The sequence below is a fragment of the Staphylococcus sp. HMSC061G12 genome (genome assembly GCF_001838465.1).
Taxonomy (GTDB): Bacteria; Bacillota; Bacilli; order Staphylococcales; family Staphylococcaceae; genus Staphylococcus; species Staphylococcus simulans.
Map to the genome: position 1 here is coordinate 38,727 of NZ_KV837127.1, position 25,807 is coordinate 64,533.

General features: G+C 36.3%; 20 protein-coding genes. 5 read left to right on the top strand and 15 right to left on the bottom strand.

All coding sequences use genetic code 11. The annotated features are described in order from the left end of the window. Positions 1 to 63: 63 nt before the first annotated feature. The 4 genes from gntK to HMPREF2937_RS08505 form a co-directional block, all read right to left on the bottom strand. On the bottom strand, positions 64 to 1,599 hold the full coding sequence (gene gntK, locus HMPREF2937_RS08490; RefSeq protein WP_070864385.1) for a gluconokinase: 1,536 nt from the start codon (positions 1,597 to 1,599) through the stop codon (positions 64 to 66). 12 nt (positions 1,600 to 1,611) lie between these two features. After that, positions 1,612 to 2,298: a GntR family transcriptional regulator gene (locus HMPREF2937_RS08495; RefSeq protein ID WP_070864386.1), complete on the bottom strand. Its 687-nt coding sequence runs from the start codon at positions 2,296 to 2,298 to the stop codon at positions 1,612 to 1,614. 163 nt (positions 2,299 to 2,461) lie between these two features. Next, complete coding sequence (locus HMPREF2937_RS08500; protein ID WP_002479791.1) at positions 2,462 to 4,561, bottom strand: AAA family ATPase; 2,100 nt, start codon at positions 4,559 to 4,561, stop codon at positions 2,462 to 2,464. A gap of 601 nt (positions 4,562 to 5,162) precedes the next feature. Beyond that, positions 5,163 to 5,873 carry a GTP pyrophosphokinase gene (locus tag HMPREF2937_RS08505; protein ID WP_002479792.1) on the bottom strand — a complete coding sequence of 237 codons (711 nt, stop codon included), beginning with the start codon at positions 5,871 to 5,873 and terminating at the stop codon, positions 5,163 to 5,165. A 261-nt stretch (positions 5,874 to 6,134) separates the two neighbouring features. On the opposite strand from HMPREF2937_RS08505, the gene HMPREF2937_RS08510 reads away from it, so the two are divergent. Continuing rightward, positions 6,135 to 7,334, top strand: coding sequence for a GTP-binding protein (locus tag HMPREF2937_RS08510; RefSeq protein WP_070864387.1), 1,200 nt, complete (start codon positions 6,135 to 6,137; stop codon positions 7,332 to 7,334). 191 nt (positions 7,335 to 7,525) lie between these two features. Here HMPREF2937_RS08510 and HMPREF2937_RS08515 read toward each other — a convergent pair whose 3' ends face one another. From HMPREF2937_RS08515 to HMPREF2937_RS08535, 5 genes are all read right to left on the bottom strand, one after another. Beyond that, positions 7,526 to 7,930: a DUF2188 domain-containing protein gene (locus HMPREF2937_RS08515; RefSeq protein WP_002479794.1), complete on the bottom strand. Its 405-nt coding sequence runs from the start codon at positions 7,928 to 7,930 to the stop codon at positions 7,526 to 7,528. Between the two features lie 43 nt (positions 7,931 to 7,973). Beyond that, complete coding sequence (locus HMPREF2937_RS08520; protein WP_002479795.1) at positions 7,974 to 9,899, bottom strand: FUSC family protein; 1,926 nt, start codon at positions 9,897 to 9,899, stop codon at positions 7,974 to 7,976. Positions 9,900 to 10,030: 131 nt separating this feature from the next. Continuing rightward, the gene (gene budA / locus HMPREF2937_RS08525; protein ID WP_031262481.1) at positions 10,031 to 10,738 is read right to left on the bottom strand and encodes an acetolactate decarboxylase; all 708 of its coding nucleotides are present in this window, start codon (positions 10,736 to 10,738) and stop codon (positions 10,031 to 10,033) included. Positions 10,739 to 10,832: 94 nt separating this feature from the next. Then, positions 10,833 to 11,135 carry a putative quinol monooxygenase gene (locus tag HMPREF2937_RS08530; protein ID WP_002479797.1) on the bottom strand — a complete coding sequence of 101 codons (303 nt, stop codon included), beginning with the start codon at positions 11,133 to 11,135 and terminating at the stop codon, positions 10,833 to 10,835. Positions 11,136 to 11,296: 161 nt separating this feature from the next. Next, on the bottom strand, positions 11,297 to 12,571 hold the full coding sequence (locus HMPREF2937_RS08535) for a pyruvate MFS transporter (RefSeq protein ID WP_002479798.1): 1,275 nt from the start codon (positions 12,569 to 12,571) through the stop codon (positions 11,297 to 11,299). Between the two features lie 350 nt (positions 12,572 to 12,921). On the opposite strand from HMPREF2937_RS08535, the gene HMPREF2937_RS08540 reads away from it, so the two are divergent. Then, positions 12,922 to 13,536, top strand: coding sequence for an undecaprenyl phosphate transporter UptA (locus tag HMPREF2937_RS08540; protein ID WP_002479799.1), 615 nt, complete (start codon positions 12,922 to 12,924; stop codon positions 13,534 to 13,536). A gap of 74 nt (positions 13,537 to 13,610) precedes the next feature. On the opposite strand, the gene HMPREF2937_RS08545 is transcribed toward HMPREF2937_RS08540, so the two are convergent. Together HMPREF2937_RS08545 and HMPREF2937_RS08550 are read right to left on the bottom strand one after the other, a co-directional pair. Further along, the gene (locus HMPREF2937_RS08545) at positions 13,611 to 14,273 is read right to left on the bottom strand and encodes an ABC-2 transporter permease (RefSeq protein ID WP_070864388.1); all 663 of its coding nucleotides are present in this window, start codon (positions 14,271 to 14,273) and stop codon (positions 13,611 to 13,613) included. After that, positions 14,270 to 15,127, bottom strand: a complete 858-nt coding sequence (locus tag HMPREF2937_RS08550) for an ABC transporter ATP-binding protein (RefSeq protein ID WP_070864389.1) — start codon at positions 15,125 to 15,127, stop codon at positions 14,270 to 14,272. Before HMPREF2937_RS08550 ends, HMPREF2937_RS08545 begins: the two co-directional genes overlap by 4 nt. A gap of 198 nt (positions 15,128 to 15,325) precedes the next feature. Between HMPREF2937_RS08550 and HMPREF2937_RS08555 the strand changes: the two genes are divergently transcribed. Then, positions 15,326 to 17,278: a fructose-bisphosphatase class III gene (locus HMPREF2937_RS08555; RefSeq protein ID WP_002479802.1), complete on the top strand. Its 1,953-nt coding sequence runs from the start codon at positions 15,326 to 15,328 to the stop codon at positions 17,276 to 17,278. Between the two features lie 105 nt (positions 17,279 to 17,383). Here the strand turns inward: HMPREF2937_RS08555 and HMPREF2937_RS08560 are convergent, their stop codons facing one another. Beyond that, entirely contained in the window at positions 17,384 to 20,332 is a 2,949-nt protein-coding gene (locus HMPREF2937_RS08560; protein WP_070864390.1) for a glycoside hydrolase family 2 TIM barrel-domain containing protein, read from the bottom strand. 87 nt (positions 20,333 to 20,419) lie between these two features. Between HMPREF2937_RS08560 and HMPREF2937_RS08565 the strand changes: the two genes are divergently transcribed. Further along, positions 20,420 to 21,280: an AraC family transcriptional regulator gene (locus HMPREF2937_RS08565; RefSeq protein ID WP_081600380.1), complete on the top strand. Its 861-nt coding sequence runs from the start codon at positions 20,420 to 20,422 to the stop codon at positions 21,278 to 21,280. 93 nt (positions 21,281 to 21,373) lie between these two features. Here HMPREF2937_RS08565 and melB read toward each other — a convergent pair whose 3' ends face one another. From melB to HMPREF2937_RS08580, 3 genes are all read right to left on the bottom strand, one after another. After that, positions 21,374 to 22,777 carry a melibiose:sodium transporter MelB gene (gene melB, locus HMPREF2937_RS08570; protein WP_070848186.1) on the bottom strand — a complete coding sequence of 468 codons (1,404 nt, stop codon included), beginning with the start codon at positions 22,775 to 22,777 and terminating at the stop codon, positions 21,374 to 21,376. A gap of 279 nt (positions 22,778 to 23,056) precedes the next feature. Further along, positions 23,057 to 23,950, bottom strand: coding sequence for a VOC family protein (locus HMPREF2937_RS08575; RefSeq protein ID WP_070864391.1), 894 nt, complete (start codon positions 23,948 to 23,950; stop codon positions 23,057 to 23,059). 158 nt (positions 23,951 to 24,108) lie between these two features. After that, on the bottom strand, positions 24,109 to 25,176 hold the full coding sequence (locus tag HMPREF2937_RS08580) for a metal ABC transporter solute-binding protein, Zn/Mn family (protein WP_070864392.1): 1,068 nt from the start codon (positions 25,174 to 25,176) through the stop codon (positions 24,109 to 24,111). Positions 25,177 to 25,519: 343 nt separating this feature from the next. On the opposite strand from HMPREF2937_RS08580, the gene HMPREF2937_RS08585 reads away from it, so the two are divergent. Beyond that, entirely contained in the window at positions 25,520 to 25,801 is a 282-nt protein-coding gene (locus HMPREF2937_RS08585; protein ID WP_002479808.1) for a GNAT family N-acetyltransferase, read from the top strand. The last annotated feature ends 6 nt before the right edge of the window (positions 25,802 to 25,807 follow it).

Consider the following 25,807-nt stretch of genomic DNA (forward strand, 5'->3'; position numbering starts at 1 on the left):
TGCTTAATAATTATGGGTAGACACTTCAACTGCTTTTTCTCAGTGGCTCATGGCTTTTTGTTTTTATAAATGTTTTCTTTGGAAATCTGCGATCTTACGATATTGCGGAGCCAAACTACGACTCAAATCAATATAAATACTAATCAATTGCTGATAAATCTCTACCGCTTCTTGGTTCGGTTGATGTGCATGTGTTGTTCCGACCATGTCTTCGATAATTGAAAAGTCTTCAATTTCTCCTAATGCTTTCAGTCCTAGAACACACGCACCAAGAGAAGAGCTCTCATAACTTTCAGGTACAATTAAATCCGTGTCAAAAATATCCGACATCATTTGGCGCCACATTTCACTTTTCGCAAAACCACCTGTTGCCTTAATGGCCGTTGGTGTTTCACCCATCATCTCAATTAACGCAAGATAAACGGTATACAGATTGTATAAAATACCTTCAAGTGCTGCACGAATCATATGTTCTTTTTGGTGTGATAACGTTAAACCAAAGTACGAACCTCTTGCATCCGCATTCCATAAAGGTGCACGTTCACCTGCAAGATAAGGATGGAAAATCAGACCTTTCGCACCTGGTTCTACACGGCTTGCGATTTTTGTCAAAACATCATAAGGATCGACACCAAGACGTTTCGCTGTTTCTACCTCACTCGCAAGCAATTCATCACGCAACCAACGTAAAATAATACCGCCATTATTTACTGGACCTCCAATCACATACTGTCCTTCATCTAAGACATAACAGAAAATACGTTCTTTCTCATCTGTTCTTGGATGATCAATCACAGTACGAATCGCACCTGATGTACCGATAGTAACCGCTACTTCGCCTTTCTTGAAGCTGTTCACACCTAAGTTTGACAATACGCCATCACTTGCGCCGATAACTACAGGTATTTCTTTGTTTAAACCTAATAGTGTCGCATAGCGTTGTTTCATTCCTTTTAAGATATATGTTGTCGGCACAAGTTCTGGTAATTGTTCTGGTGTAATCCCAAGCAAATCTAATGCTGGTTTATCCCATGTCAATGTTTCAAGGTCCATCATACCTGTTGCTGAAGCGATAGAATGGTCCATCACATAGCGTCCATAAAGTTGGTATAAGACATAACTTTTAATATCAATATATTTTGTCGCTTGTTGATAAATCTCTGGATGCTCATCTTTCAACCAATAGATTTTAGATAACGGAGACATTGGATGAATCGGTGTCCCTGTACGTTTATAGATTTCGTGTCCGTGATGTTGTTGACGAATTTCTTCAGCATGACGACTTGCGCGATTATCAGCCCAAGTAATACTTTGTGTTAATGGTTTTTGTTCGTTGCCCATCGCAATTAAACTATGCATTTGTGCACTGAATGCGATTAACTTCACATCATCTGGTCCTACTTTGCCTTCTCGTATGACTGCTTTAATCGTCATTAAAACGGCATCAAAGATTTCATCTGGATTTTCTTCAGAGGTATCGACATCTGGCGTCTGCATGTCGTAACCAATATTATGTTTTAACAAATATTGACCATTTTCATCATAAAGAACAGCTTTCGTACTCGTTGTGCCAATATCGACTCCAATCATATACTGCATGGTTTGACCTCCTTATTTCTTCTCTAAAAATAATGCGCTGATATAATCTCCGACATCATCAAAATTACGATGGAATGCATCGCGTAATAATGTCGTATCGTTATGTTCAACGGCTTGTGCGTATACTTCGTGGTTGGCATGAATTCTTTCAAAATCATCAGGGTCCGTCTGCATTCTCTCTCGCATCGACAACAAGATTAAACACAATAAAATAGGTTTAATATTATTCCAGCTGCTGAGTAAATAACGGTGCTTCGTCGCATGAATTAACACTTCATGGAACAAAATATCATGTTCAGTAAAAGATTCTGCATCTTCAAACTGTACCGCTACTTTCATCATCTCTAAATGCTTACGCATAGTTTTAGCTAACGCTGCACGTTCTTCATCTTTAATACGCGCAAACGCAAAAGATTCCATCATAATGCGTAAATCATACACTTCACGACGTTCAGCTTCTCCAAATGTTAAGACATCTGCCCCCATACGTTCTAAACGAATCAATTGATCTTGTTTCAATAATTTAAACGCATCACGCACAGGAGAACGACTGACATTGAATTGTTTAGCGACTTGATTTTCAGTCAATGCATCGTCTGATGTCAATTCACCATTGATAATCTTCAAACGTAACTCAGCCGCAACTGTTTCCCCTGTTGTCATATTCGCTAACCATTGTTTCGGATATTGTTTTTCCATCACGCACCTCTTTTCGTTCTACATACTTGTATACAAGTATATTAATACAAAGTTTCGAAGATTGCAATCGCTTACAAAAAAAGTAATAAAAAAGCCCTCATCCATATTTCTATAGATGAGAGCGTGAAATTTAAATGTGATTTAATTATTCAATCGTGATGGATTATAGAGAATCTACTTTTTCACCGTTGATTAAGATGTCATCGCCATCAAGTGTTACTTCGATATCTTTCACATCTGTGTGTTCTAGGTAGTAGTCTGTGATACGATCACGAATTTCTCTTTCAACCACACGACGTAATGGACGTGCACCAAGTTCTGCATCGTAACCTTGATCAATTAACCAATCTTTAGCATCTTGGCTTACTTCAAGTGAGATACCTTTTTTATCAAGTGTATCAGCAACATCATCTAATAATAAGTTGATGATATCTTGTAATGCATCTTTGTCTAAATGAACGAATTCTACGATACCGTTGAAGCGGTTAAGGAATTCTGGACGGAAGAATTTTTTAAGGTCGTCCATTAATGCTTCGCGATCTTTTTCATCTTCATCACCGAAACCTGCGTTTGAAGTACAGATGATGATTGTATTTTTGAAGTTCACGACATTACCTTGACCGTCTGTTAAGTTACCGTCATCCATCACTTGTAGTAATAAAGTTAAGATTTGTGGGTTCGCTTTTTCGATTTCATCGAATAAGATGACTGAGTAAGGGTTACGTCTAACTTTTTCAGTTAAAGTATTAGAGTTATCATCATAACCTACATAACCAGCAGATGTACCAATCAATTTAGATACAGCTGTACGGTCCATGTATTCACTCATGTCTAATTTAATAAGCGCTTCTTTATTACCGAATAAGTCGATTGATAATTGTTTTGCTAATTCAGTTTTACCTACACCAGTAGGACCTACGAATAAGAAGCTACCGATTGGTCTGTTACCTTCATCGAAACCTGCACGGTTACGACGGATGGCACGAGCTACCATATCTACCGCTTTATCTTGACCAATGATTTTGCTTTTTAGTCGTTTAGAAATGTTTTTCAAACGAGCAATATCATTGTCGTCCATTTGTGATACCGGAATACCAGTCATACGTTCTACAGTGTCTGCTACATCTTGAACAGTTGCTGTTGAACCTTCACCATGACCTGATTCAAGTCTGTCTTGTAATTCTTTGATTTCTTTTTGATATTTGTCTGCATCAGAATAAGCTTCTTCGCTGACTGCTTTAGATTTTTTATCTTCTAATTCTTTAATTTCTTTTTCAACTTCCACTTTGTCTACTACAGGATTTTGTGCAGCTAAGTGTGCAGCTGTGATATCTAAGATATCTAATGCTTTATCCGGTAATAAACGTTGTGGCACGTATTGGATAGATAAGTCTACACAAGCTTTCAATACATCATCAGGTAATGTTACATTGTGGTGTTCTTCGAATTTTTCACGAACACCTTCTAAGATTTTGATTGTATCTTGTGCTGATGGTTCTTTAACAACTACTTCGTTGAAACGACGTGCTAAAGCTGGGTCTTTCAAGATGTTGTTTCTATATTCGTCTTGAGTAGTTGCACCGATAACTGAAATTTCACCACGGCTCAATGCTGGTTTGATAATATCAGATAAGCCTTTGCTGCCTGAATCTCCGCCAGTAGAACCTGATCCAATGATTTGGTGAATTTCGTCAAAGAATAAGATGACATTTTTTCTTTCTTTAACGCTGTCTAACAATTGTTGGATGTTTTCTTCGAAAGCACCACGGTATTGAGTACCTGCTTCTAATGAAGAAATGTTTACTGAGATAATTTCTTTATCTTTAATTGCTGCTGGTACATTACCTTTCACAATTGCTTGTGCCAATCCTTCAACGATTGCTGATTTACCTACACCAGCTTCACCGACTAAGATTGGGTTGTTTTTATTACGACGGCTTAATACTTCTGCAGTATCTTGAACTTCTTTGTCACGTCCGATTACTGGATCTAATAAGCCTTGTCTTGCTTCTTCAGTTAAGTTACGGCCTACTTTTTCTAAGTAGTCTTCGCCGCCTTGTCCACCGCCAGCTTGTCCTGGTTGTGCACTTTGTACTTGTTGTGAAGGGTGACCACCTTGATGTTGTTGTAATGCTTGTAATTGTTCAGGTGATACTTCACGACCATTAATATAATATTTTTTATTTCCATCTGCATTTTGCATATCTTGCATCATTCTTCTAAAAATTGAGTCAAATTCATTTCCGAAAAATCCGTTATTCATATATTCATAACCTCCGTTAATTGGTAAAACTCCATTATTTTAAGAATCTCTGTCTGACTTAAAATAACTGTTTTACACTTCCATTTATGTTATTTCCTGTGGCAAGTACACAATACTTTTTTCGCTGTGCATGTCATATTATTAACAGATAAGTGCTTTAAATTCGGATATTCAATTAGTTGACAAGATAAACTACTTCTTACATTTCAAATATACCCACCTTGTCAAAAATTCAAAACACTTTAATATTACATGTTCTTTTTATTTCTCTACTTCTACATTATCTATTGTGTCCTTGCAATTTCATGTCTTGTTTTCAAGTTAAAATTTGTATAATTATTATTTGGTCAATTAAAGTCAAATAACTTAATTCCTTTAGTTATCGCCTCTATCAACCTTACATATGTAATTATAACGCATATTTATGCATAAATCAAGTACTAAATATGCATTTTTCAAAGTTTTTTAAGTTTTTTTGGATTTTTTCGGTTAAATATACCAAATAACTAATTTACCAACCATCTGAGTATCTCTGTGTACATTACATTTATTTTTTCATAAAAAAAGAAGTTGAATCTTCATAGACTCAACTTCTTTCCGATTAATCTTCATGGCTGACCTGTTTTAAAATGTCTCCATGCATTTTCTGCAACTTATACTCTACTGTTTCGATCTCTTTAGCACATTCTTTTAATGTATCTTTATAAACTTCTGTATTTGTCGCATTTTTATAACGTAATTTATGTTCAAGGCTGGCCCACATATCCATACCAATCGTACGGATTTGAATTTCGACTGGTACATACTCAACCGTATCTGTTAAGAACACCGGTATTGATACTACAAGATGTAAACTGCGATAGCCATTCTCTTTAGGATTTTCTATATAATCTTTACGTTTTAATAATTTAACATCAGCTTGTCTTAATAATAAAGAAGCTACGACTTCAATATCTTCCAAATAATTACATACCACACGAATTCCAGCGATATCTGTAATATTTTGACGTGCAGAGTCAGTCGTTACTGGCAATCCCCTTGTTTCCAGCTTACGTACTAAACTGCTGATTTCTTTAACACGTCGTTCCATATGATGAATTGGATTATGTTCATATAAGATTTGGAAGTCATTATCTAAAATACTCAACTTCGTACTGACTTCTTCTAACGCTGATGCATACAAATGATGTAAGCTTACAAAGTCCACGAGCTCTTCAATTCGATAATTTTGTTCTTGAAACTTTGTGATATTACGTTTTAAATCTTCCTTAAGCGCATTAAGGTTAAGTGTTTCTCTTCTCTCTACATACATAATAATCCCCCGTTCTTCAGACATCTTTATTATAACGAAGTTTGTAGTTAAAATTAATTATTTGTAATTCACAAACGAATATTTGCGCATAAATTTTCAAAAGATACAAAACGAGTCTCTGCATATTTAATAGACAATTCTTTATTTTTAAACATTCATAGTTTAGGTTCATCACCTTGCGCACCGTTCTTTTTTTCTATACAATATAAATCGTAATAATTACGATTAAACGCGTGTATATATAAATAGGAGGATTTATTTATGGCTAAAATACCAGTAACGGTACTGAGTGGGTACCTTGGTTCAGGTAAAACAACTTTATTAAACCATATCTTACAAAATAGAGAAGGCTTACGCATTGCGGTCATTGTTAATGACATGAGTGAAGTGAATATTGATAAAGACTTAGTAATTGAAGGCGGGGGCATTTCACGTACTGATGAAAAATTAGTAGAACTTTCTAACGGTTGTATCTGCTGTACATTACGTGAAGACTTATTAAAAGAAGTTGAAAATATTGTTAAACGTGGCGGCATTGATCAAATCGTGATTGAATCAACAGGAATTTCTGAACCTGTACCTGTCGCACAAACATTCTCATATATCGATGAAGAACTTGGTATCGATTTAACAAGCATCTGCCGTTTAGACACAATGGTTACTGTTGTTGATGCGAACCGCTTCATCAACGACATCAAATCAGAAGATTTATTAGTTGACCGTGATCAAGGTACAAGTGAAGAAGATGAACGTACTATCGCTGACTTATTAATCGACCAAGTCGAATTCTGTGACATCTTAGTCTTAAACAAAACAGACTTAGTTTCAGAAGAAGAATTAAACAAACTAGAAGGTATTTTACGCAAATTACAACCAACTGCGAAATTCATCCGTACACAAAACTCAGTGGTTGAGCTGAGCGATGTGTTAAACACTGGCTTATTCGACTTTGAAGCTGCATCAAACTCTGCAGGCTGGCTTCAAGAATTAACAGAAGGCGGCCATGCGACACATACACCAGAAACAGAAGAATACGGTATTTCTTCATTTGTATATGAACGTCGTATGCCATTCCACGCAGAACGTTTCCATAAGTGGTTAGAAAATATGCCTAATACAATTGTACGTGCTAAGGGTATTGTTTGGTTAGCACAATATAATCATGTGGCGTGCTTAATGTCACAAGCAGGTTCTTCAGTCTCTATCCATCCTGTTACTTTCTGGGTTGCGGCAATGTCTGAAGCACAACAACGTGAAATCTTGCATGAACGTGAAGATGTGCGTGAAAACTGGGATCCTGAGTTTGGCGACCGCCATACACAATTTGTGATTATCGGTACAGACTTAGACCAAGAAGCATTAACAAAATCATTAGATGAATGCTTACTAACAACAGAAGAATACGATCAAGATTGGTCTCAACTACCAGAACCTTATGGATGGCAAATCACACAAGCATAAACAACAGTATATTAGACAAACGAAAGCCTCTTAACGCAATTTGTTAAGAGGCTTTCTTCTATAATAACGTATCTGTTGCTCCCTTGATTCACTATGCAACGCGCTCAGTTTCTTATTATATTGCATACTGTGAATCGGTACTTTTAAAATACCCAAGTCCTGTTTTAAATAATCATTATCGTACACTTAATTTAAGATTTCACATGTACTTTTGTGCCACGGTTATCTGCGATTTCATTGGCACGTTTAACCGCTTCTTCTTTCTTATCATAACTATCTGCAGCTTGTTTCGCACCATGCGTTCTGACTTTCCACTCGTTATCTTCTTTATAGACTTCTACATCATTTTCATTTAATTCCGGACGCGCGTCTTTATCTTTTTGATGACTTGTAATATTTTTATTTTTCAACTCATCAAGTTCTTCTTTTGACGCATTTTTATACCATTCTTCAGCTTGTTTTGTCGCAATCGGAATCAATGTACCTTCGTCATAACCATCTTTTAACATCGCATTACCGATATCAATCGCTTTCTTACGTTCTAACTTATCTAAGTTCTTCCAAGTATTTGGATAATCATCTAATGTCCAAGGCATATAACGCCCTCCTCTTCAATATCACTTAATATTGCTATACCACTTATTGAGGATCTCCAATCTTATCTGAATTTCTTAAACGTGCATATTGTTGGATATTCAACAGTGCAGTGCGAATATTCGTATATTGCGGTAAAGAAGGTAAGCCTGTGCCTTGATAAAGCGGTACATGTTGTTCAAAGTGCGTCGCGATACCTTCAAACGCAATTAAATACTGACCCATAACGACATCATCAATCGTTTGCGGTTTTGGATTGTTTTGCGCTCTTGATAACATAAAGCTGATTTCTTCTAACGCAAAGATAATTGGATAATACGCACTGATTTTTGTACTATCCGCAAATAACTCACCATGTGCGTTTTGGTACATACTATTCATATTGCTTAGTTTGATACGTAATTTTAATTCACTGAACTTCGGTGCTTGTTTTGCTAAATGTTCATTTCTTGAGAAGACATAATAGAAGAAAGACATTTCATAACGAACCACTTCAGCAATCGCATCTGGTAATGTTTGCGATGCATTTTTTCTGCCTAGTATTAAGAGACCAATGACTGCGATAATCACACCGATGACTACATCTACAACCCTTGGTAAAGCAATTAAAATAGATAACTTGCCTGATGCAAGGCCGTTCAACATAATGACTTGCGTTGTAATGAAAATCATCGCTATCGCATAATTCGCACCGATAATGACTTCAGTAATCGTTGCACTTAACGCAAGTACAATAATACTAACAATCATATGCGGGTGAAGGGATAAAATAACGGTCAATAAGAGGACCCCGATAAACGTACCAATTGTTCTGGCAACGGCACGTTCCATACTATGAATCGTATTCGTCCCTATCAATATCGTATGTGCTGTTAATGGAATCCAATACGCTTTATCAAAATCAAACATCAACGCGATAAAGATAGCGGCACCCATAATCATGCTGTAACGTAAAGTATTCATTAATACGAGTGAATCTAATGTTAAGTTATATTTTAACTGTTGTCCGTATAATGGTTGTCTTAGATTCGCTTCGTATTCAATTTGACCTGTCGGACTATGTAAGATTTCATCTGTACGATAAATCTGTTTTTCTAAACGTTGAAAGCTAACCGGCAGCTCGATTTTTTCTCTCCACTGCATGATTTCTTGTTCTTCTAACCTTGAAGAAACACTTCGTTCAATATACTGCATCATTTCAATTAAAACATCTGGTAATGTTTCGACTTCTTTAGTCTTCAACTCTAACAATTCAGCAAAGATACCTTCTGCGTTATTATGCAGTAAATATAAACGATGTAATTGTTCAGATTGTTTCTTATTAGAAGTAAAAGAAGTAATCAGCTGTTTATCTGTAGATTTAAACTGATTAACCAACTGCTCAGTATTTTTCTTGAATTTCTCACTGTCTGCGTATTCTTTAACAAGTTTTAATAAGCTTTGATACTCCGCTTCAATGGCACGCTCTTGTGTATTTTTCTCTTGTAATTTTAACAGTATTGCTACAACTGCTAACGCAAAGATACCGCCGATAAATACAAAAACACCACGTGTCAATGCTTGTTCCGGCGCAATCGGCATGTTAATCGGTAACGCAAACGTTACAATGAAGAAAGTTGCTGAAGGACCAGGAATTTCTAAAGCACTGAATATGTAGTATGCTACGACAGTAACAAGCAGCAACAATATTCCAAACAGCAACGGTGTTGCAACTGTCAGTGTTCCAAATGTAATACATAACGCAAACCCGACAGCACACCACCATAAAATACGTAATTTAGATTTATCAGATCCGCCAAAGACATAAATGTTAGCCAATGTCCCTGTCGCTATTAATAAACCAAATTGGAAGTAACCTAACAGATATCCTAACAGCAACGGTGTCAGCATCAATAAGCCTTGTCTTATTCCTTTACTGTAATTCACATTGTGTTTATTAAATTTAAATAGCGACTTGATATAGTGCGCCATACCATTTCTCCTCTCAAATATTAAAGTCATCTATCTTTTAACTTACCAGATGGTTATGTCCTATATGAAAATAAAAAACGTCAGAACATAATACCCGCGTATTATATCCTGACGTTAGGATGTTGTTTCGCTTATTCTGCCATTCTGATTTCTTCATCGATATTTTCGTAATCAATATCTGCTTCTAAGAATGCTTCATCTTTAGTTGGGAAGTGTTGCTCGAACGTTTCTGCATCAGAAATTTCTACACTGCCTCGTTCTAATTCAAAGCCTAAAATATGGCCGCCTACTGTACGGTCTTGGTCCACGAAATGTAAATGGAATCCTGCTGAGCCAACACCGTGGAACAGTTCAGGTGTGAAGAAACCGACAATTGTACCATTTAAATAATCATAATGGTGTTCTGGTTGGCGATTCACTGATTCCATTAATCGCGTATATGGCGGCTCTTGTTTCGGCATCATACGTACATGGACATGATTGAAACTGCCTGTGATACGGATTGCTGAGAATAAGTTGCGGCTCTTCATACGTTCCATAATTTGATCGTACAATTCATCTTGAGTTGTAACATTCAACACTTCAAATGCCTGTGTAGGGTCAAATTTCGTAATGGTCGCAAACGGCAACATCTCATGACCGTCTAAGTGTCTGAAACCGCCGTATTCATCTGCGTGATAAGCGTTACCGTTAATAAAAATGACTTCACCGTCGCAACCTGTCAATGTACCGATGCCCATATCTCCTTGTTCAAGCATCTCATCTACAGATACTGTGCCTTGAAGCATTCCAGCCATTAACGTCGCCAAAGTTCCATGTTGGTAAATCATACTCTTCATTCTCCTTACTGATTTGACATGACAGACATCTTTATGTCTTTGTCTATTTATGTCCTATTATAGCACTAAAGTCATGCCCTGCCTTATTTGTTGCTTAATTTTCTGTGAGTGTTTCTTGGTTATCAAAGACAATAATTTCTGGCTCATCTAGACAAAGTTGTACGATTTCTTGCCAATACACTTGGAAATGATCAGATTTCTTATGATTTTCAAAGCCTTCTTCACAACTCCATTGTTCAATAATCGCAAAGGCATTTGGGATATTCGCATTTTCATAATGTTCATAGCTGATATTTGATGCTTCAGCTTGTGATGCTGCGACTAATTGTCCCATTAATTGTGTATATTTATCATAATTCATATCGTTGACTTTTGTTTTAACAATTACTGTAATCATATTTTCCCTCTCCAATTTCTATATTTTACCAGTACTTTCTTTCCCCTAAAATAATTCAACGAACCATAATAAAATTAAAAGGTCATGCTACGCTTGATAAGACCCTTTCTCTCATTCATCGTAACATGACCTGTATTTACTATCTTATTTTATACTTGTGCTTACATTTTAGAACGATTGACTACAAGCGGACTATCTGGTTTAACGAAGAACCACATTAATATAGCTATCGCAACTAAAATAATTAATGATTGTAATGTCCAAGTCCAACCGATCAAATCAGCTAAAATACCAGCGATTAATGGACTTAACATCGCACCGACGTTACCCCATAAGTTCATCCAACCTGAAACTGTACCTGAGAAGTTACGTCCGATGTCAGCAGCTGCTGCCCAGCTCATACCAGTAGTGACACCCATACCGCTTAAGCATACTGCTAACCAAGCGATATTCACTTCTAATACTTCACTGCGGATTGCGAATAATAAACCAATACTAAAGACAACCATACCTACAATCGCAATTGAACCACGAGCGACAAAACGTGATTTGCCAGCTTGTAAAATTCTATCTGAAATTGCACCAGCAATCATGATACAAATAAACATCGCAAGCCATGGCACCCCTGCCAATAAGCCTAATGCTGTATATTTAACATGATATTGTTCCATTACGTAAGTCGGTAACCAAATTAAGAATAAACCAACAATAAATTGTACTACGAAATATTGAACTGCAATCGCATAGAAACTGAAATGTTTAAAGAATGCGCTCCATGGTGCAGATTGTTTTTCACCTGCATCAACCACGTCACGACCTTGAATGATATAACGTTTTTCAGCATTGTTAACCATTTTATGTTGTTCAGGTAAGTCTTTTGCGATAATCACCCACAATAACGCAATCACAAAACCAACTGCCCCGAAGATATAGAATACGGCTTGCCAGTTAAATAAACTTACAATCCATACTGTCACGATCGGTGCGATAACCGGACCAAAATATGATCCTGCAAGTAACGCACTAGATGCACGCCCTTTTTCATTTTTAGTAAACCAATATGAGTTGAATACTGCGTTCGATGGATACATCGGCGCTTCCCCTACACCGAATAAGAAACGCACAGTATATAATAAACCGTGGTTCTTAACTAAACCAGTTAAAATCGTAAATGCACTCCACCAAATCAACGCAATCGTCAACATTTTTCGCGGTCCGAATTTTTCCGCAAGAATACCGGATGGGACTTGCATCATCGCATAGCCCGCTGAGAAGAATGTTGCTAATAAACCAAACTGAGCCTTCGTCATATGTAAATCTTCCATCATTGGTGCCGCAATTAAGGAGATGTTAGATCTGTCCATATACGCAATAACCCCAATAATAAAGAACGCAAATGCGAAGAACCATCGTACGTTACTCTTTCTTTCACTCATAGATATCCCAACTTTCTGTGTTCAAAATACATTAGGTCATCATATGACCTAAGTTGTTCTAGTAAATATTACCACTATTTGAAACCGTTCACAATAACTTTTTTACAGAAATTTGAACACTATGAATTACACAATATTATTTCGTTATTTACAAAACACCTCGAACAAACCATGATTACGCCTGACTTTTACGATTTTTAAATTTGGACATGCTTATGCTGGGTATATAAATAGATGTTATTTAATTCTATTTTTAGTACAATATAGCTTGGACACAAAACCACAGGTGTTCTTTAAATAAAATTAAAACATTATAAAACTTGTACATAAAAAGGAGTCATCGCATTACCATGGAACAAATACTGACTGACTTTATTTCGCGTTGGGGATATCTCGCAATTTTCATTTTAATTCTTGCTGAGAATATCCTGCCTTTCGTGCCTTCAGAAATTGTGCTGACTTTCGCAGGTGTATTAGCCGCAAAATCACATATTTCTATTTGGCTGCTATTGATTATCGCAACAGTCGCTTCATTTATGGGGCTATTGATTCTGTATTACATCTGTAGCTTAGTTAATGAACAGAAACTTTACCGCTTCGTAGACAAATACGGTAAATGGATTAAACTTAAAGGTAAAGACGTTGAACGTGCCAACAATTGGTTTAAAAAATACGGTGCAATCGCAGTCTTTATCTGTCGCTTCGTTCCAGTCTTACGTGTATTGATTACTATTCCTGCAGGCGTCAACAAAATGAACATCGTCACATTTGCGACATTGTCATTAGTCGGCACAACAATTTGGAACTTCGGTTTAATCTATTTAGGTAAATCGTTAAGCGATAACTGGCACGATATTTTAAATGTAATGCATACATACTCATATATCATGTATGCTATTATCGCAATTGCGTTAGTATACTTTGCTTACCGTTACATTGCGAAACGCCGTCATAGACAAAACTAAACAATACGAAAATAAAGCACACTTCATTTTTTTGAAGTGTGCTTTATCTATTTGTTATGATTTATTTTGCTTTTTTAGAAATTCTGATTTTTAAACTTGTTCAAACCTATGAAGTAACCAAACAGCGCAAGTATTAACGCAAAGACAAGAAAGATAGACATGCGTCCCAGTTCAAAACCAGTATGTTGCATGGCATCATTACCTGAGCCATACATATAACCGCCAATGATAAGTGTTACAGTGTTATACACGAGATATGTAACTACTATAATTCCTGTGATAATCATTTGAATTATATTCGATTTATCTGCACCAACCACATAAGTACACGGATAAAACAATGACACTAACAAACAAATTCCTATCCCTAACATGATAGCTGAAAGGGATTCAGTAATAGTACCGAAGCCTAATAGATATCTGCCTGCAAAAATAAACAGAACAATGGCTAACCCTAATCCAGCAGACAGAAAATAATATGCATAATGTGCTTGTACAATTTCTTTGCGACTGACAGGTAATGTAATCGCATATTTATACCAACCCGCTGCTGCTTCATTTTTCAAATTATCAGTCGCAGCTGAAACAGAAAACATTAAAATGATTAAACTGATTAACGGTTGAAACCCTTCTAAATCCACAGCTGTGAACCCGATACCTAACAATAAACCGATACCTAGGTAAATCCACAATGCTTTCTGAGTTGAATAATACTGACTATAAATTAAACCCTTCATATGTCTTCACCTCTTAAGATTATTTTACTGACTTGATCAATGTACTTGATAGATTCTAAATCAAAAGATAAAGTACGTTCATTTTTTAACACAATCGCTTGAACTTCACCTAAGTAGTGTTTTTTTGCTAACACATCTTCGTCTACAAGTTTTTCAAATTCTGTTTCATCACATGTTAAACGTGCATAATTGTTGAATAATGCTGCTTTGTCAATTTGCTTATAAACTTGGCCATGTCTCAGAAAAACTAACTTTGTCGCTAAGCGGTCAATATCTTCCGCAATATGAGATGTCATCAACACACCACGATTGCTATCATGTACGAACTTTTCAATTTCATCTTGAATCTCATCACGACTTGCTGCGTCCAATCCTGCTGTCGCTTCGTCTAAAATCAATAATCGACTTTTGTGTGACAATGCGACTGCCATAGAGAGTTTCATAGACATACCTCTTGAAAAGAATTTAACTGCCTGTTTTTCTGGCAGTTCAAAACGCTGGATATAATCATTAAACAAAGTACTGTCAAAATGGCGGAACACCTTTTGAAACATACGATTCAACTTATCAACGGTCATATTTTTAGTGAAATTCATGGAATCAAATACAACACTCATGTCATTTTTGTAGTCTGTATCTTCAGGTGAAACACGTTGACCGAAAAAATAGATTTCTCCGCTAGTTAAAGGATAATCTCCCACAATCATACGAATTAACGTTGATTTGCCTGAACCATTTTTGCCGATTAAAGCGACAATTTCACCTGGATCAACTTGAAAGGAGACATCATTGATGGAGAAGCGGCTATTAGAAAACTGTTTCGTTAAATGATGTACTGATAATAATGGTGTCATAAGACCTCCTGATATTTTTATGTTATTTTTATTTTAACATAGCTGATTCAAATATTTAGTTTATTTCTCTATTCTCCCTCTTTTTAATCCAACCACACATTATTTTTTCAGTTTTTTAAAACGTCACCATTGAAAAATTGTTAAAAAAGTACAATAATCAAATGTAAGCGCTATTATTATTAAACCCAGGAGGCACAAATGATTACCAACGAACGTGAACTTAAAAATAAGTATTTCGATTTACTTGCAGAGAAATTCAACCATGAAGAACAACTTGCATCAGAAATTATCAGTCTAGAATCTATTTTAGAATTACCAAAAGGTACAGAACACTTTGTCAGTGACTTACATGGAGAATATGAATCTTTCCAACATGTCTTACGTAACGGTTCAGGCAATGTTCGTACGAAAGTCAACGACATCTTCAAAGATAAAATGTCGAACCAAGAAATCAGCGATTTCACTGCTTTAATTTATTATCCAGAAGATAAATTAAGAATGGTTAAAAGCAGCTTCGAAACAAAAGAGCCATTAAACCGTTGGTATGAAACACGTATTGACCAAATGATTCAAATGGTTCAATATTCCGCTTCAAAATATACACGTTCTAAATTACGTAAAGCATTACCTAAAAAGTTTGTTTATATTGTCGAAGAGTTACTTTATAAAACCAACGAACTTGAGAATAAAACACCTTACTACAATACGTTGATGCGTCAAATCATCGAAACTCAACAAGCAGACGATTTAATTATCGGTTTATCTTACACAATTCAACGTCTAGTCGTAGATCACTTACATGTTGTCGGTGATATTTATGATCGTGGTCCTGAACCTGAAAAAATTGTAGAAACATTAATCAACTATCATTCTGTTGATATCCAATGGGGCAACCACGATGCGATTTGGATTGGTGCCTATGCCGGTTCTCGTGTCTGCCTAGCTAACATCTTACGTATTTGTGCACGTTACGATAACTTGAATATCGTTGAAGATGCTTACGGTATCAATTTACGTCCATTATTAAACTTAGCTGAAAAATACTATGGTGATAACCCAGCTTTCCGTCCAAAACTACGTTCTGATTCTAACTTATCTGAACAAGAACAACTTCAAATCACTAAAATTCATCAAGCCATTGCGATGATTCAATTCAAATTAGAAATGCCGATTATCAAACGTCGTCCTTCTTTCGAAATGGAAGAACGCTTAGTCTTAGAACATGTTGACTATGATAACTTAACGTATACATTACATGGCCAAACACATGAATTAACAGATACATGTTTCGTGACAGTAGATCCAGAAGACCCAGCTAAATTATTACCAGAAGAACAAGAGGTCATTGATAAATTATTAGTTTCTGTACAAGAATCAGAAAAGCTTAAACGTCATATGACATTCTTAATGGATAAAGGTTCACTTTACTTACCTTACAACGGTAATTTATTAATTCACGGCTGTATCCCGATTGATGAACATGGCAATATGGAAGGCATGGAAATTGATGGCACATTCTATGCTGGCCGTCCATTATTAGACCAATTCGAAATGTATATGCGTAAAGCATTCCGAAATAAAGATATTACCGACGATTTAGCAACTGACTTAGTTTGGTATTTATGGACAGGTAAATATTCTTCGTTATTCGGAAAACGTGCCATGACAACATTCGAACGTTATTTCATTAAAGATAAAGCAACTCATAAAGAAGAAAAGAACCCATATTATTCACTACGTGAAGATCCTAAAGTTGTAGGCAAACTCTTAGAAGACTTTGATTTAGATCCTGAACAAGGTCATATCATTAACGGGCATACACCAGTCAAAGAAATTGATGGTGAAGATCCGATTAAAGCCGACGGTAAAATGATCGTCATTGATGGCGGCTTCTCTAAAGTGTATCAATCTACAACAGGTATTGCAGGTTATACGTTACTGTACAACTCTTATGGTATGCAGCTAGTGGCACACCAACACTTCAACACGAAAGAAAACGTATTACGTTACGGTGCAGATGAATTATCTACAAAACGTCTTGTCGATAAAGAACTTCAACGTAAACGTATCCGCGATACGAACACAGGACAATTCATCAAAGAAGAAATCCGCAACTTAAAAGAACTTATGTCTCATCGCTATACAGATTAATAACCATAAAGAAAAGCAGAAGGTTGACTGATTAAACGTCACCTTCTGCTTTTTTGTGGTTATATCTTATTTTTATAGCTTGTGATTTGTCTCGTGTACTAGGATTTAAGATAATGTATTGAACTGCAATGTAAAGTTTAAGTGATACTCTGCATCATCCATACGATAACGTTCTGGTAATTCCGGTCCACAACTGTTTGTACCGATACCACTTTGACCGACATCGATATTAATATATGTGTAACCATCTAAGTGTAATTGATCCGCATGTTCTATTGTTGTAAGTTGCGCATCTGAATAATGTTTCGCATTGAAACTAAATGGTGTTTCAGCGTTAAACGCAACTTGTGTTGTTGTATTATTTAATGTCACATGCGTTGTATTATTGTGACTGCCGTCTTCTTGCGGTCTGATATGCGGCCAGAAATTATCATTGACTGTAGAAACAAAGTAACCTAAATGACTCGCAAGCTGCTTATCATCATAACTGCTGAAGGGTCCATGACCATAGTATGCTAATTTTTGATAGTCATTTGATAACTTGAATTCTAAGCCAAGTCTCGGTAAGAACGGCATACGTGCATTCTTCTCAAGTTCTAAATCCGCTTCAATCTTACCATCCGCATGCACTAACCAAGTTAAAGTACCCGTTAAGATTTTCGGCACACGTTTATGCACAATACTGATTTGGAATTGAATACTTACGCCGCCTTCAGATTCGACAATCGAATAATCATATACACGCGTATGCGCATGTTCGTAACCCATTTCTTCCCATTGCTTACGAATATTAATGTCATTATCTGTCGGTGCACGCCAAATACGGATTGCAGTAGGTTCATGTAGCACGAGCTTACCTGCTTGTGTAACATGTGTTAATGAAGCAGTTTGTGTATCAAACGCATAGTCACTATTCTCTCCTGAAATGTGAATAGTATGCGCTGTATCATCCACTGAAACTTGATAAGCAGCTTCATGCTCTGTTACTGTTTCAAATTCCAAACGTTCTTGAACGATTTGATCATGACCTAAAATTGTTTGATCTTTAAGTGAAATATACTCTACTAAAATATCACTGATTTGATTTAAAATCGCTTCATCAATAAACGTCTGCAGTTCCACAGAAATTTCAGTATGCGGTTCAAATCCTGTTAAATCTGCATACTCTTCATATTGTTCACCTGATAATGTCGTAATCGTAAAACGTAATTGCAAGACTTCATCTGCATCAATAAAATCGAGACGATTATAAAACGTTAACGTCTGTTTATCATAATGAGATAAAATCACCGGACGATTCACTTGTTGGAATTCATAATAACCTTCGTGCGGCGTTCTATCTGGCGACACGATACCATCTACACAGAAGTTGCCGTCATGTAAATCTTCTCCGAAATCTCCGCCATAACGAAAGACTGGTTGCGCTTCATCTTGACTGATATTTACTGCGTGGTCGCACCATTCCCAAACAAACGCACCAATAAAGCTTGGATACGCTTCTAATAATTCATGATATTCTAAAAGACCGCCTGGTGAATTCCCCATCGCATGTGCATACTCGCATAAGATAAAGGGTTGTGTAATATTTTGATTATCTAAATAACGCTCTTTAATTTCTTCAGGTGACGGATACATACGACTGATCATATCCAGTTTAGAGAAATCTTCCCCACCTTCTGCGTAAAAGGCACTTTCATAATGGACTGGACGTGTTGCATCTAAATCCTTCGCAAGTTCAGCTGCTTTCTCAATATTGACACCATATCCAGATTCATTACCTAATGACCACATAATAATAGATGAGAAGTTGCGTAGCGGCACAATAGATGCTTCAATACGATCTAAAATCGGTGCTTCGTATTGCGGATCATCAGCGATAATATTAAAGTCTTTAGTATTTTCATCTCCATAAAACAGCACTACGCCATGTGTTTCTAAATCCGCTTCACTCATCACATAGAACCCGTATTCATCAGCTAACTCATAGAAGCGAGGCGCTTTCGGATAGTGTGCTGTACGAATCGCATTAAAGTTAGCTTGTTTCATTAATGTCAAATCTTCATGCATTTGCGCTTCAGTTAAGACATATCCCGTTTCCGGGTTACTGTCGTGATAGTTAGCCCCACGCAATTTCACAGATTTACCATTAATCCATAACTGTTGATCTTTAATTTCAACTTCACGTAAACCGACCTGTTCAGTGATAACTTCATCCGCAGTTGTGATGACTAGCGTATAAAGGTAAGGTGTTTCAGCACTCCAAAAAGCAGCATTTTCTACATTTAATACTAAAACATCTTCATTTGTCCCTTTTTGTTCAGTAATGACGCCACCTTCTTGGTCAAGCAGCGCTACTGTATAATCAGGTTTACCATTTACTTGCGTCACATCTAAATGGACTGCACCTGTTTGTACAGCTGTATCGACTGTCGTTTGAATCGTATAATCTTCAATACGATTGTTAGGACGTTCTACAATATACACATCTCTGAAGATACCTGAATGTCTAAACATATCTTGATCTTCAAAATACGTACCATCTGAATATTTAACGACTAATACTTGAATCGTATTGTCCTCTTCTTGAACAAAAGATGTGACATCAAAACGTGACGCACTGCGTGAAACTTGGCTGTAGCCTACAAATGTATTATTGATCCATACATAATACGCACTGCTGACACCGTCAAAGTTCAACACAAATTGATGGTCATTGTCATAGATAGAATCGATGGTAAAGTTGCGTTCATAATAACCACATGGATTATCTTCTGGTACATACGGCGGATCAAATGGGATTGGATATTTAATATTGACATATTGTGTTTGGTCAAATCCATGTAAATTCCACACAGACGGTACCGGTAAAGTTTGTGTCGCTTTATGACGGCTTGCTTCGAACTCTGCCACACTGTTGAAGAAACCGAAGTTCCAGTCACCAGATAACTGTGTTACAGAAGTATTGTGTTGTTGCGGCTTTGGGATAAAATAAGCGGCATAAGGTAATGTATTAACATGTAATTGTTCTAAGTTATAGTGTAAATCTAATTTCAAGGTATGACCCTCCTAAGTATTTTTCAAAAATTATATAATTTTGTTAAATATACGTGTTATAATGGCTCTATCATAGAGAGAAAGAGAGTGAGACAAGTGCAAGTCTTTTGGACAAAACTTAAAAAAACAAGCTACGAAGCCCAAGTTGATGAATGCGGCAAAGAAAACTTATACGTAGGTAACGGCTATGAATATGAAGTCACTAAACCTGCTGTCTTGCATATCGTGACACAAGGAACCGGCACCTTTACTGTGAATGATACGACTTACCATTTAAAGAAAGGTGATGTCTTCTTATTGCTCAAAGGCATGCATGTCAAATATCATGCGACAGGAGAAACACCTTGGCATTATATGTGGGTCGGCTTCAGCGGCACGCATGCCATCAGCTTTATTACACGTACTTCTTTATCAGATGAATTCGTCCTCTTAAATCAAAACACTGAAACACTGTTTAAATTAATCTTTAAAATCTGCATTCTGGCAAACAGCCATACCCCTGAGGACACCCACGATATCTTACTAAAGATAAGACTATTTGAATTGTTATATTTCCTAACACAACAAAACCAAAAAGAAATTGTAATTCCTGATCAACGTGAAGCAACAGATTTAAAAGATGCTTTAGAATATTTCAATGACAACTTCAAAAGCAAAGATACTACTGTTGATAATGCTGCTCAAGTCGCAAACATGAGCCGTAGTCAGCTCTATAAACGTTTCAAAAAGCAATTTGGCGCTTCACCAAGTAGATATCTCACCGATCTTCGTATGGCTTTTGCGGCTGAACAGCTGAAATTCACAAATAAAACTGTGCAAGCCATTGCAGATGAACTTAATTATGATGTGTCACTTGCTTTCTCCAAGGCTTTCTCTAAGTACTTTAACTGTCCACCTACGCAATACCGCAAAAATTATAAGGCCAGAAAAGCATTGCAATCTGAATAAATGAAACTATCAAGCAGCTACTTTTTTGTTGCTGTAAAACAAAAGCAGTGGATAGAGTTATGAATGAAGTCTCTAACACTGCTTATTGTATTGTTACAGTTTTTCTTCTTTATGAATCGGCGGACGTCCTTCTCTTTTACGTTTAAATTCAAGTGTTTGTTGAATATCACGTAAGAAATCGCCTTTTAAGTTGAAGGCTTTATGATATAAAATACTACAAATGATGATAAAGAAGATTGGTACTCCAATCATACCGATTCTGATACCCCAGATTGTATCTGTTGTTTGTTCAACATTTGGCACATAACCAATCATTGATAAACCGACACCGACACTTAATCCCGCAAATGCTTGTGCTAATTTTACTAAGAATGTTTGTGTTGATGTGATGACACTTTCGTTACGTTGACCGAATTTCACTTCACTGTAGTCGATTACGTCAGCTAACGCGACTGTGTTGATTCCGACAAGTGTACCTGTACCGAAGCGGATACATGCACCGCCAATAATTACCCAGATTGCTGCGTGTGGCGCAATAAAGCCTGCAAGCAAGATAACTACTAAACCAATAATAATTCCAAATACAGCGTAGTTGAATACTGCACTACGTCCGACTTTCTTAACTAAGTAAGGGAAAATTAATAATGAACCCATTTCCATAAGAATCATTGTGTTAAAGACAGAGAATAAGCTTTCTACGCCAGCCACATATTTAAAGTAATACAAGATAATTGCGTTAATCATTTGTCCACATAAGTTGAATGCTAAGATTACACCAATTACCGCAAGCAACTCTTTGTTTTTAAAGAGAATACGCCAAATATCTTTAAAACGGACTTTAATTGCGTTTTGTCTTTCAATTTCAGTGTCTTCATGAACGAAGAATACTGTAATACCGATAGTAATGATAAATGTAATACTACAGATGATTGCAAGCGCAAAAATACCTGCACCTCTGAACGGTTGACCTAAGAAATCGTCTAATTTATGGATGAACATTAAACCGAAGCTTCCGATCACAAAAGCCGCAAAGCTCGCAAAGAAACGTGGCACTACCGCAACTTCTTCACGTTCACGTGGGTTATTCGTTAAGTTTGGCAACCAAGACCAGTATGGGATGTCCATAATGGTATAAGTCATACCCCATATGATGTACATGATTGAGATGTAAATGTACATGCCGTTGCCTGCGAAATCAAAGTTTGTGAAGAGTAATACTGTGATGACAGCGTTAATTAATGTACCGATAACGAGCCATGTTTTGAATTTGCCGAAGCGGTTGTGTGTATTATCAACAATCATGCCCATAATCGGGTCGTTAATCGCATCCCAAATACGTGCTGCGAAGAACAACACTCCGACGAATGCGGGTGAGAGTCCAACAATGTCCGTAATATAGAACATTAAAAACAAACTGACAATATTAAAAATGGCGTCCTTTCCTACTGTTCCGAATCCAAATGCATACTTTTCAAAGCGCGTTAATTTTCTTTCCAATCCTTTCACCTCTATCTATAGATTGTTATTTCTGGTGTTGTCTTTGTACCTTCAAATAATTAATTTTCTATTCATGTAAACGTTATCATTTTTCTGAAAACAATAGAATATCCAAATCTTTCTTTTATATATCCAAATGTTTCGAAGTTAAAATATTTATGGCACTTTGCACCTTTAAAAATTAATTCCTCATCTTGTTATTATCATTATTCAAACGAAAAAAACTCCTGTCACTTACTCTAAATAAGTAAGCACAGGAGTTCTTTTATATAACTGATATTATAATTTCAATGGTTTAAGATTTTGCGTTAAAGCTTCGCGTCTATCTTCGTATTGTGGCGGTAATTGAAGATGTTGACCTAATTGATCTTTCGGCTCATCTACCGCAAAACCTGGACCATCTGTCGCCATTTCAAATACGATGTCACCTTTTTCTTTGAAGTAAATCGCTTTGAAGTAGTTACGGTCTTTAACTTCTGTCACAAAGTAACCATGGTCTTCCATGTGTTTTTGCCATTCTAAATGTTCTGCTTCTGTTGGGATAGACCAAGCCACATGATGCACTGTACCTACACCGAATAAACCTTTTGGCAATGGTTGTGCAGACATAATGATTTGGTGTTTTTCTTCGCCTTCTGTTTCTAAGTGGATTTTAGAAGGGTTTTCGTTAACAACTCTTAATCCCATATCATCAACTAATGTACTGCGAGTACCTGCTGGATCTGCAGATAATAGTTCTGTACCGTGGAAACCTATAATAGCATTATCTTCAGCTTCTTCTTGTCCTTCAACTAATGCTAAAGCTAGTCCATGCACATCATTAAATTCTAATGTTGCTTCGTCGAATAAACCAGAAATTTTAGTTTCAATACCTTGTTCATTTAAATGTGCTTCCCAAGCATCCATTGAGCCTTTAGGAATTCTGAATGCGATACGTCCAACCTGTCCGCTTCCCACTCGACCTTTATGTTGGTTTGGCCAGTTAAAGAATGTCATTACCATACGTTTGTCATCATCTTGTCTTGAGAAGTATAAGTGATAAACACCTGGGTCATCGAAGTTTACTGTTTGTTTAATCAATTGTAAGCCAAGTACATTACGATAGAAGTCTAAGTTCTCTTGTGCGTCACCTACAATTGCTGAAATATGATGTATACGTTTAATATTTTCCATATATGGAAACCTCCTTTATTCAGTATAATTATTATACTTACTTTGTTAAACTCATTATAACACCAGTATAATTTTTATACCATTATTTTGTTTCATGTAAATAAAAAAATACGCACTTCCGATTTAACCGGAAATGCGTATCATAAACGTTAATCACATTAGTTGTCTAAAGCTTTTTTCAGTGACTCGATGTTTTTCTTCATTAATGATTGATAAGTAACATCTTTATCTTTTGATTCATCTTTTGTTAAAACTGATAAGTTATGGAATGGTAATGGTTTCGTGTTAGTTTCTTTTCTGATGATATCTGTCACTTTAGAAGTGATGTTTTGTTCGTATAATACATATGGTTGTTTTTCTTTCTTGATATCAGAAACGATAGCCATTAATTCTTTTTGTGTTGGTTCATCGTTGTTCATGCCGTTAATACCTTCTTGTTCGAAGTCATAACGTTTAGCTAAGTAAGCTAATGAATCGTGAGAGATAATCACTTTGTCGCGTTTTTTGTTTTTAGAAACGTCTTTTAATTCTTTATCTACATCTGAGATGTCTTGAACTAATTTTTTGTAGTTCTTTTCGTAGTAATCTTTGTGCTCAGGGTCTTTTTTCACAAATTCATCTTTGATTTCTTTCGCAAATGTTTTATCTGCTACTGGATCTAACCAAATATGTGGATCGTATTTGCCGTGGTGATGATGGTGTTCTTCGTGATCACCATGCTCTTCATGTTCACCGTGTTCTTCATGATCACCGTGTTCGTGGTGTTCACCTTCTTCGTGGTCACCATGTTCATGTTCGTGTTCATGCTCATGTTCTTCACCAGGAAGAATCGCGTTTTTGTCTAAGCCTTTTGTTAACTCAAGCACTTTCTTGTTGTCTTTAATTGTTTTCGCAATTTTACCCGCTGCTGGGTCCATTTCTTTGTCTGTATAAATAAATAAGTCGCCTTTAGAAATGTTCATGATTTCTTTTTGTGTTGGTTCAAAACTATGTAAGTCTGTACCTGGTGGGTAAATTGATTTCACATCTGCATATTTACCGCCGATTTGATCCGCAAAACTTTGGAATGCGAATACAGTTGTGTTAACTTTCATCTTATTGCTTTCGCTGTACTTAGCATCTTTACTGTCTTTATTACCGCTGTCTTTGCTGCTGTCACCATTACCGCAAGCTGCTAATACAACTGTTAAGACTAAAGATAACATTATGAAAAGTGTCTTTTTCATCTTAAAAGGTCCCTCCAAATCGTAATCATTATGTTTTAAACTATACCCTTAAATACACTAAATTGCAATGGTATTCATGAAATCTTTTAGATTCTCAGAATTCTGAAATTTTCAACCTAATATTTTATAATTAAAAAACAGTTAGGTTCACTATTCATATACACATTAAAGAGAAAAGCACTCTTTTTAATTTGACGCTAATTATTTTGTAAATTTATAAATTAAAGAAAACGCTTACATTAAAGAAAACATATAATTTTTGTAATAACCCTTGTTTCTGACCCGCTTTGTTTTGTACCATTTACATAGGAGTAACATTAAATAGATAAAGGGGATTATAACTATGACAGATTTAAAGCAAGGCGACCATAAGTTCTTTATTGGGGAAGAAAGTTCACCGAGCGCCATCATTGAATTCAGAGATGAGCAAGAAAATGTGATTGATATTTTCCATACTGCTGTCAGTGATGAATTAGGCGGCCAAGGTATCGGAACGAAACTCGTTGAAAAAGTAGTAGATTACGCGAATGCAAATCAACTTAAAATCACTGCGAGCTGTTCATTCGCAAGACGTGTGATTGAACAATTCCCAGAGTTTAAACTATTCTTAGCTGGTAAGGAATAACACTTA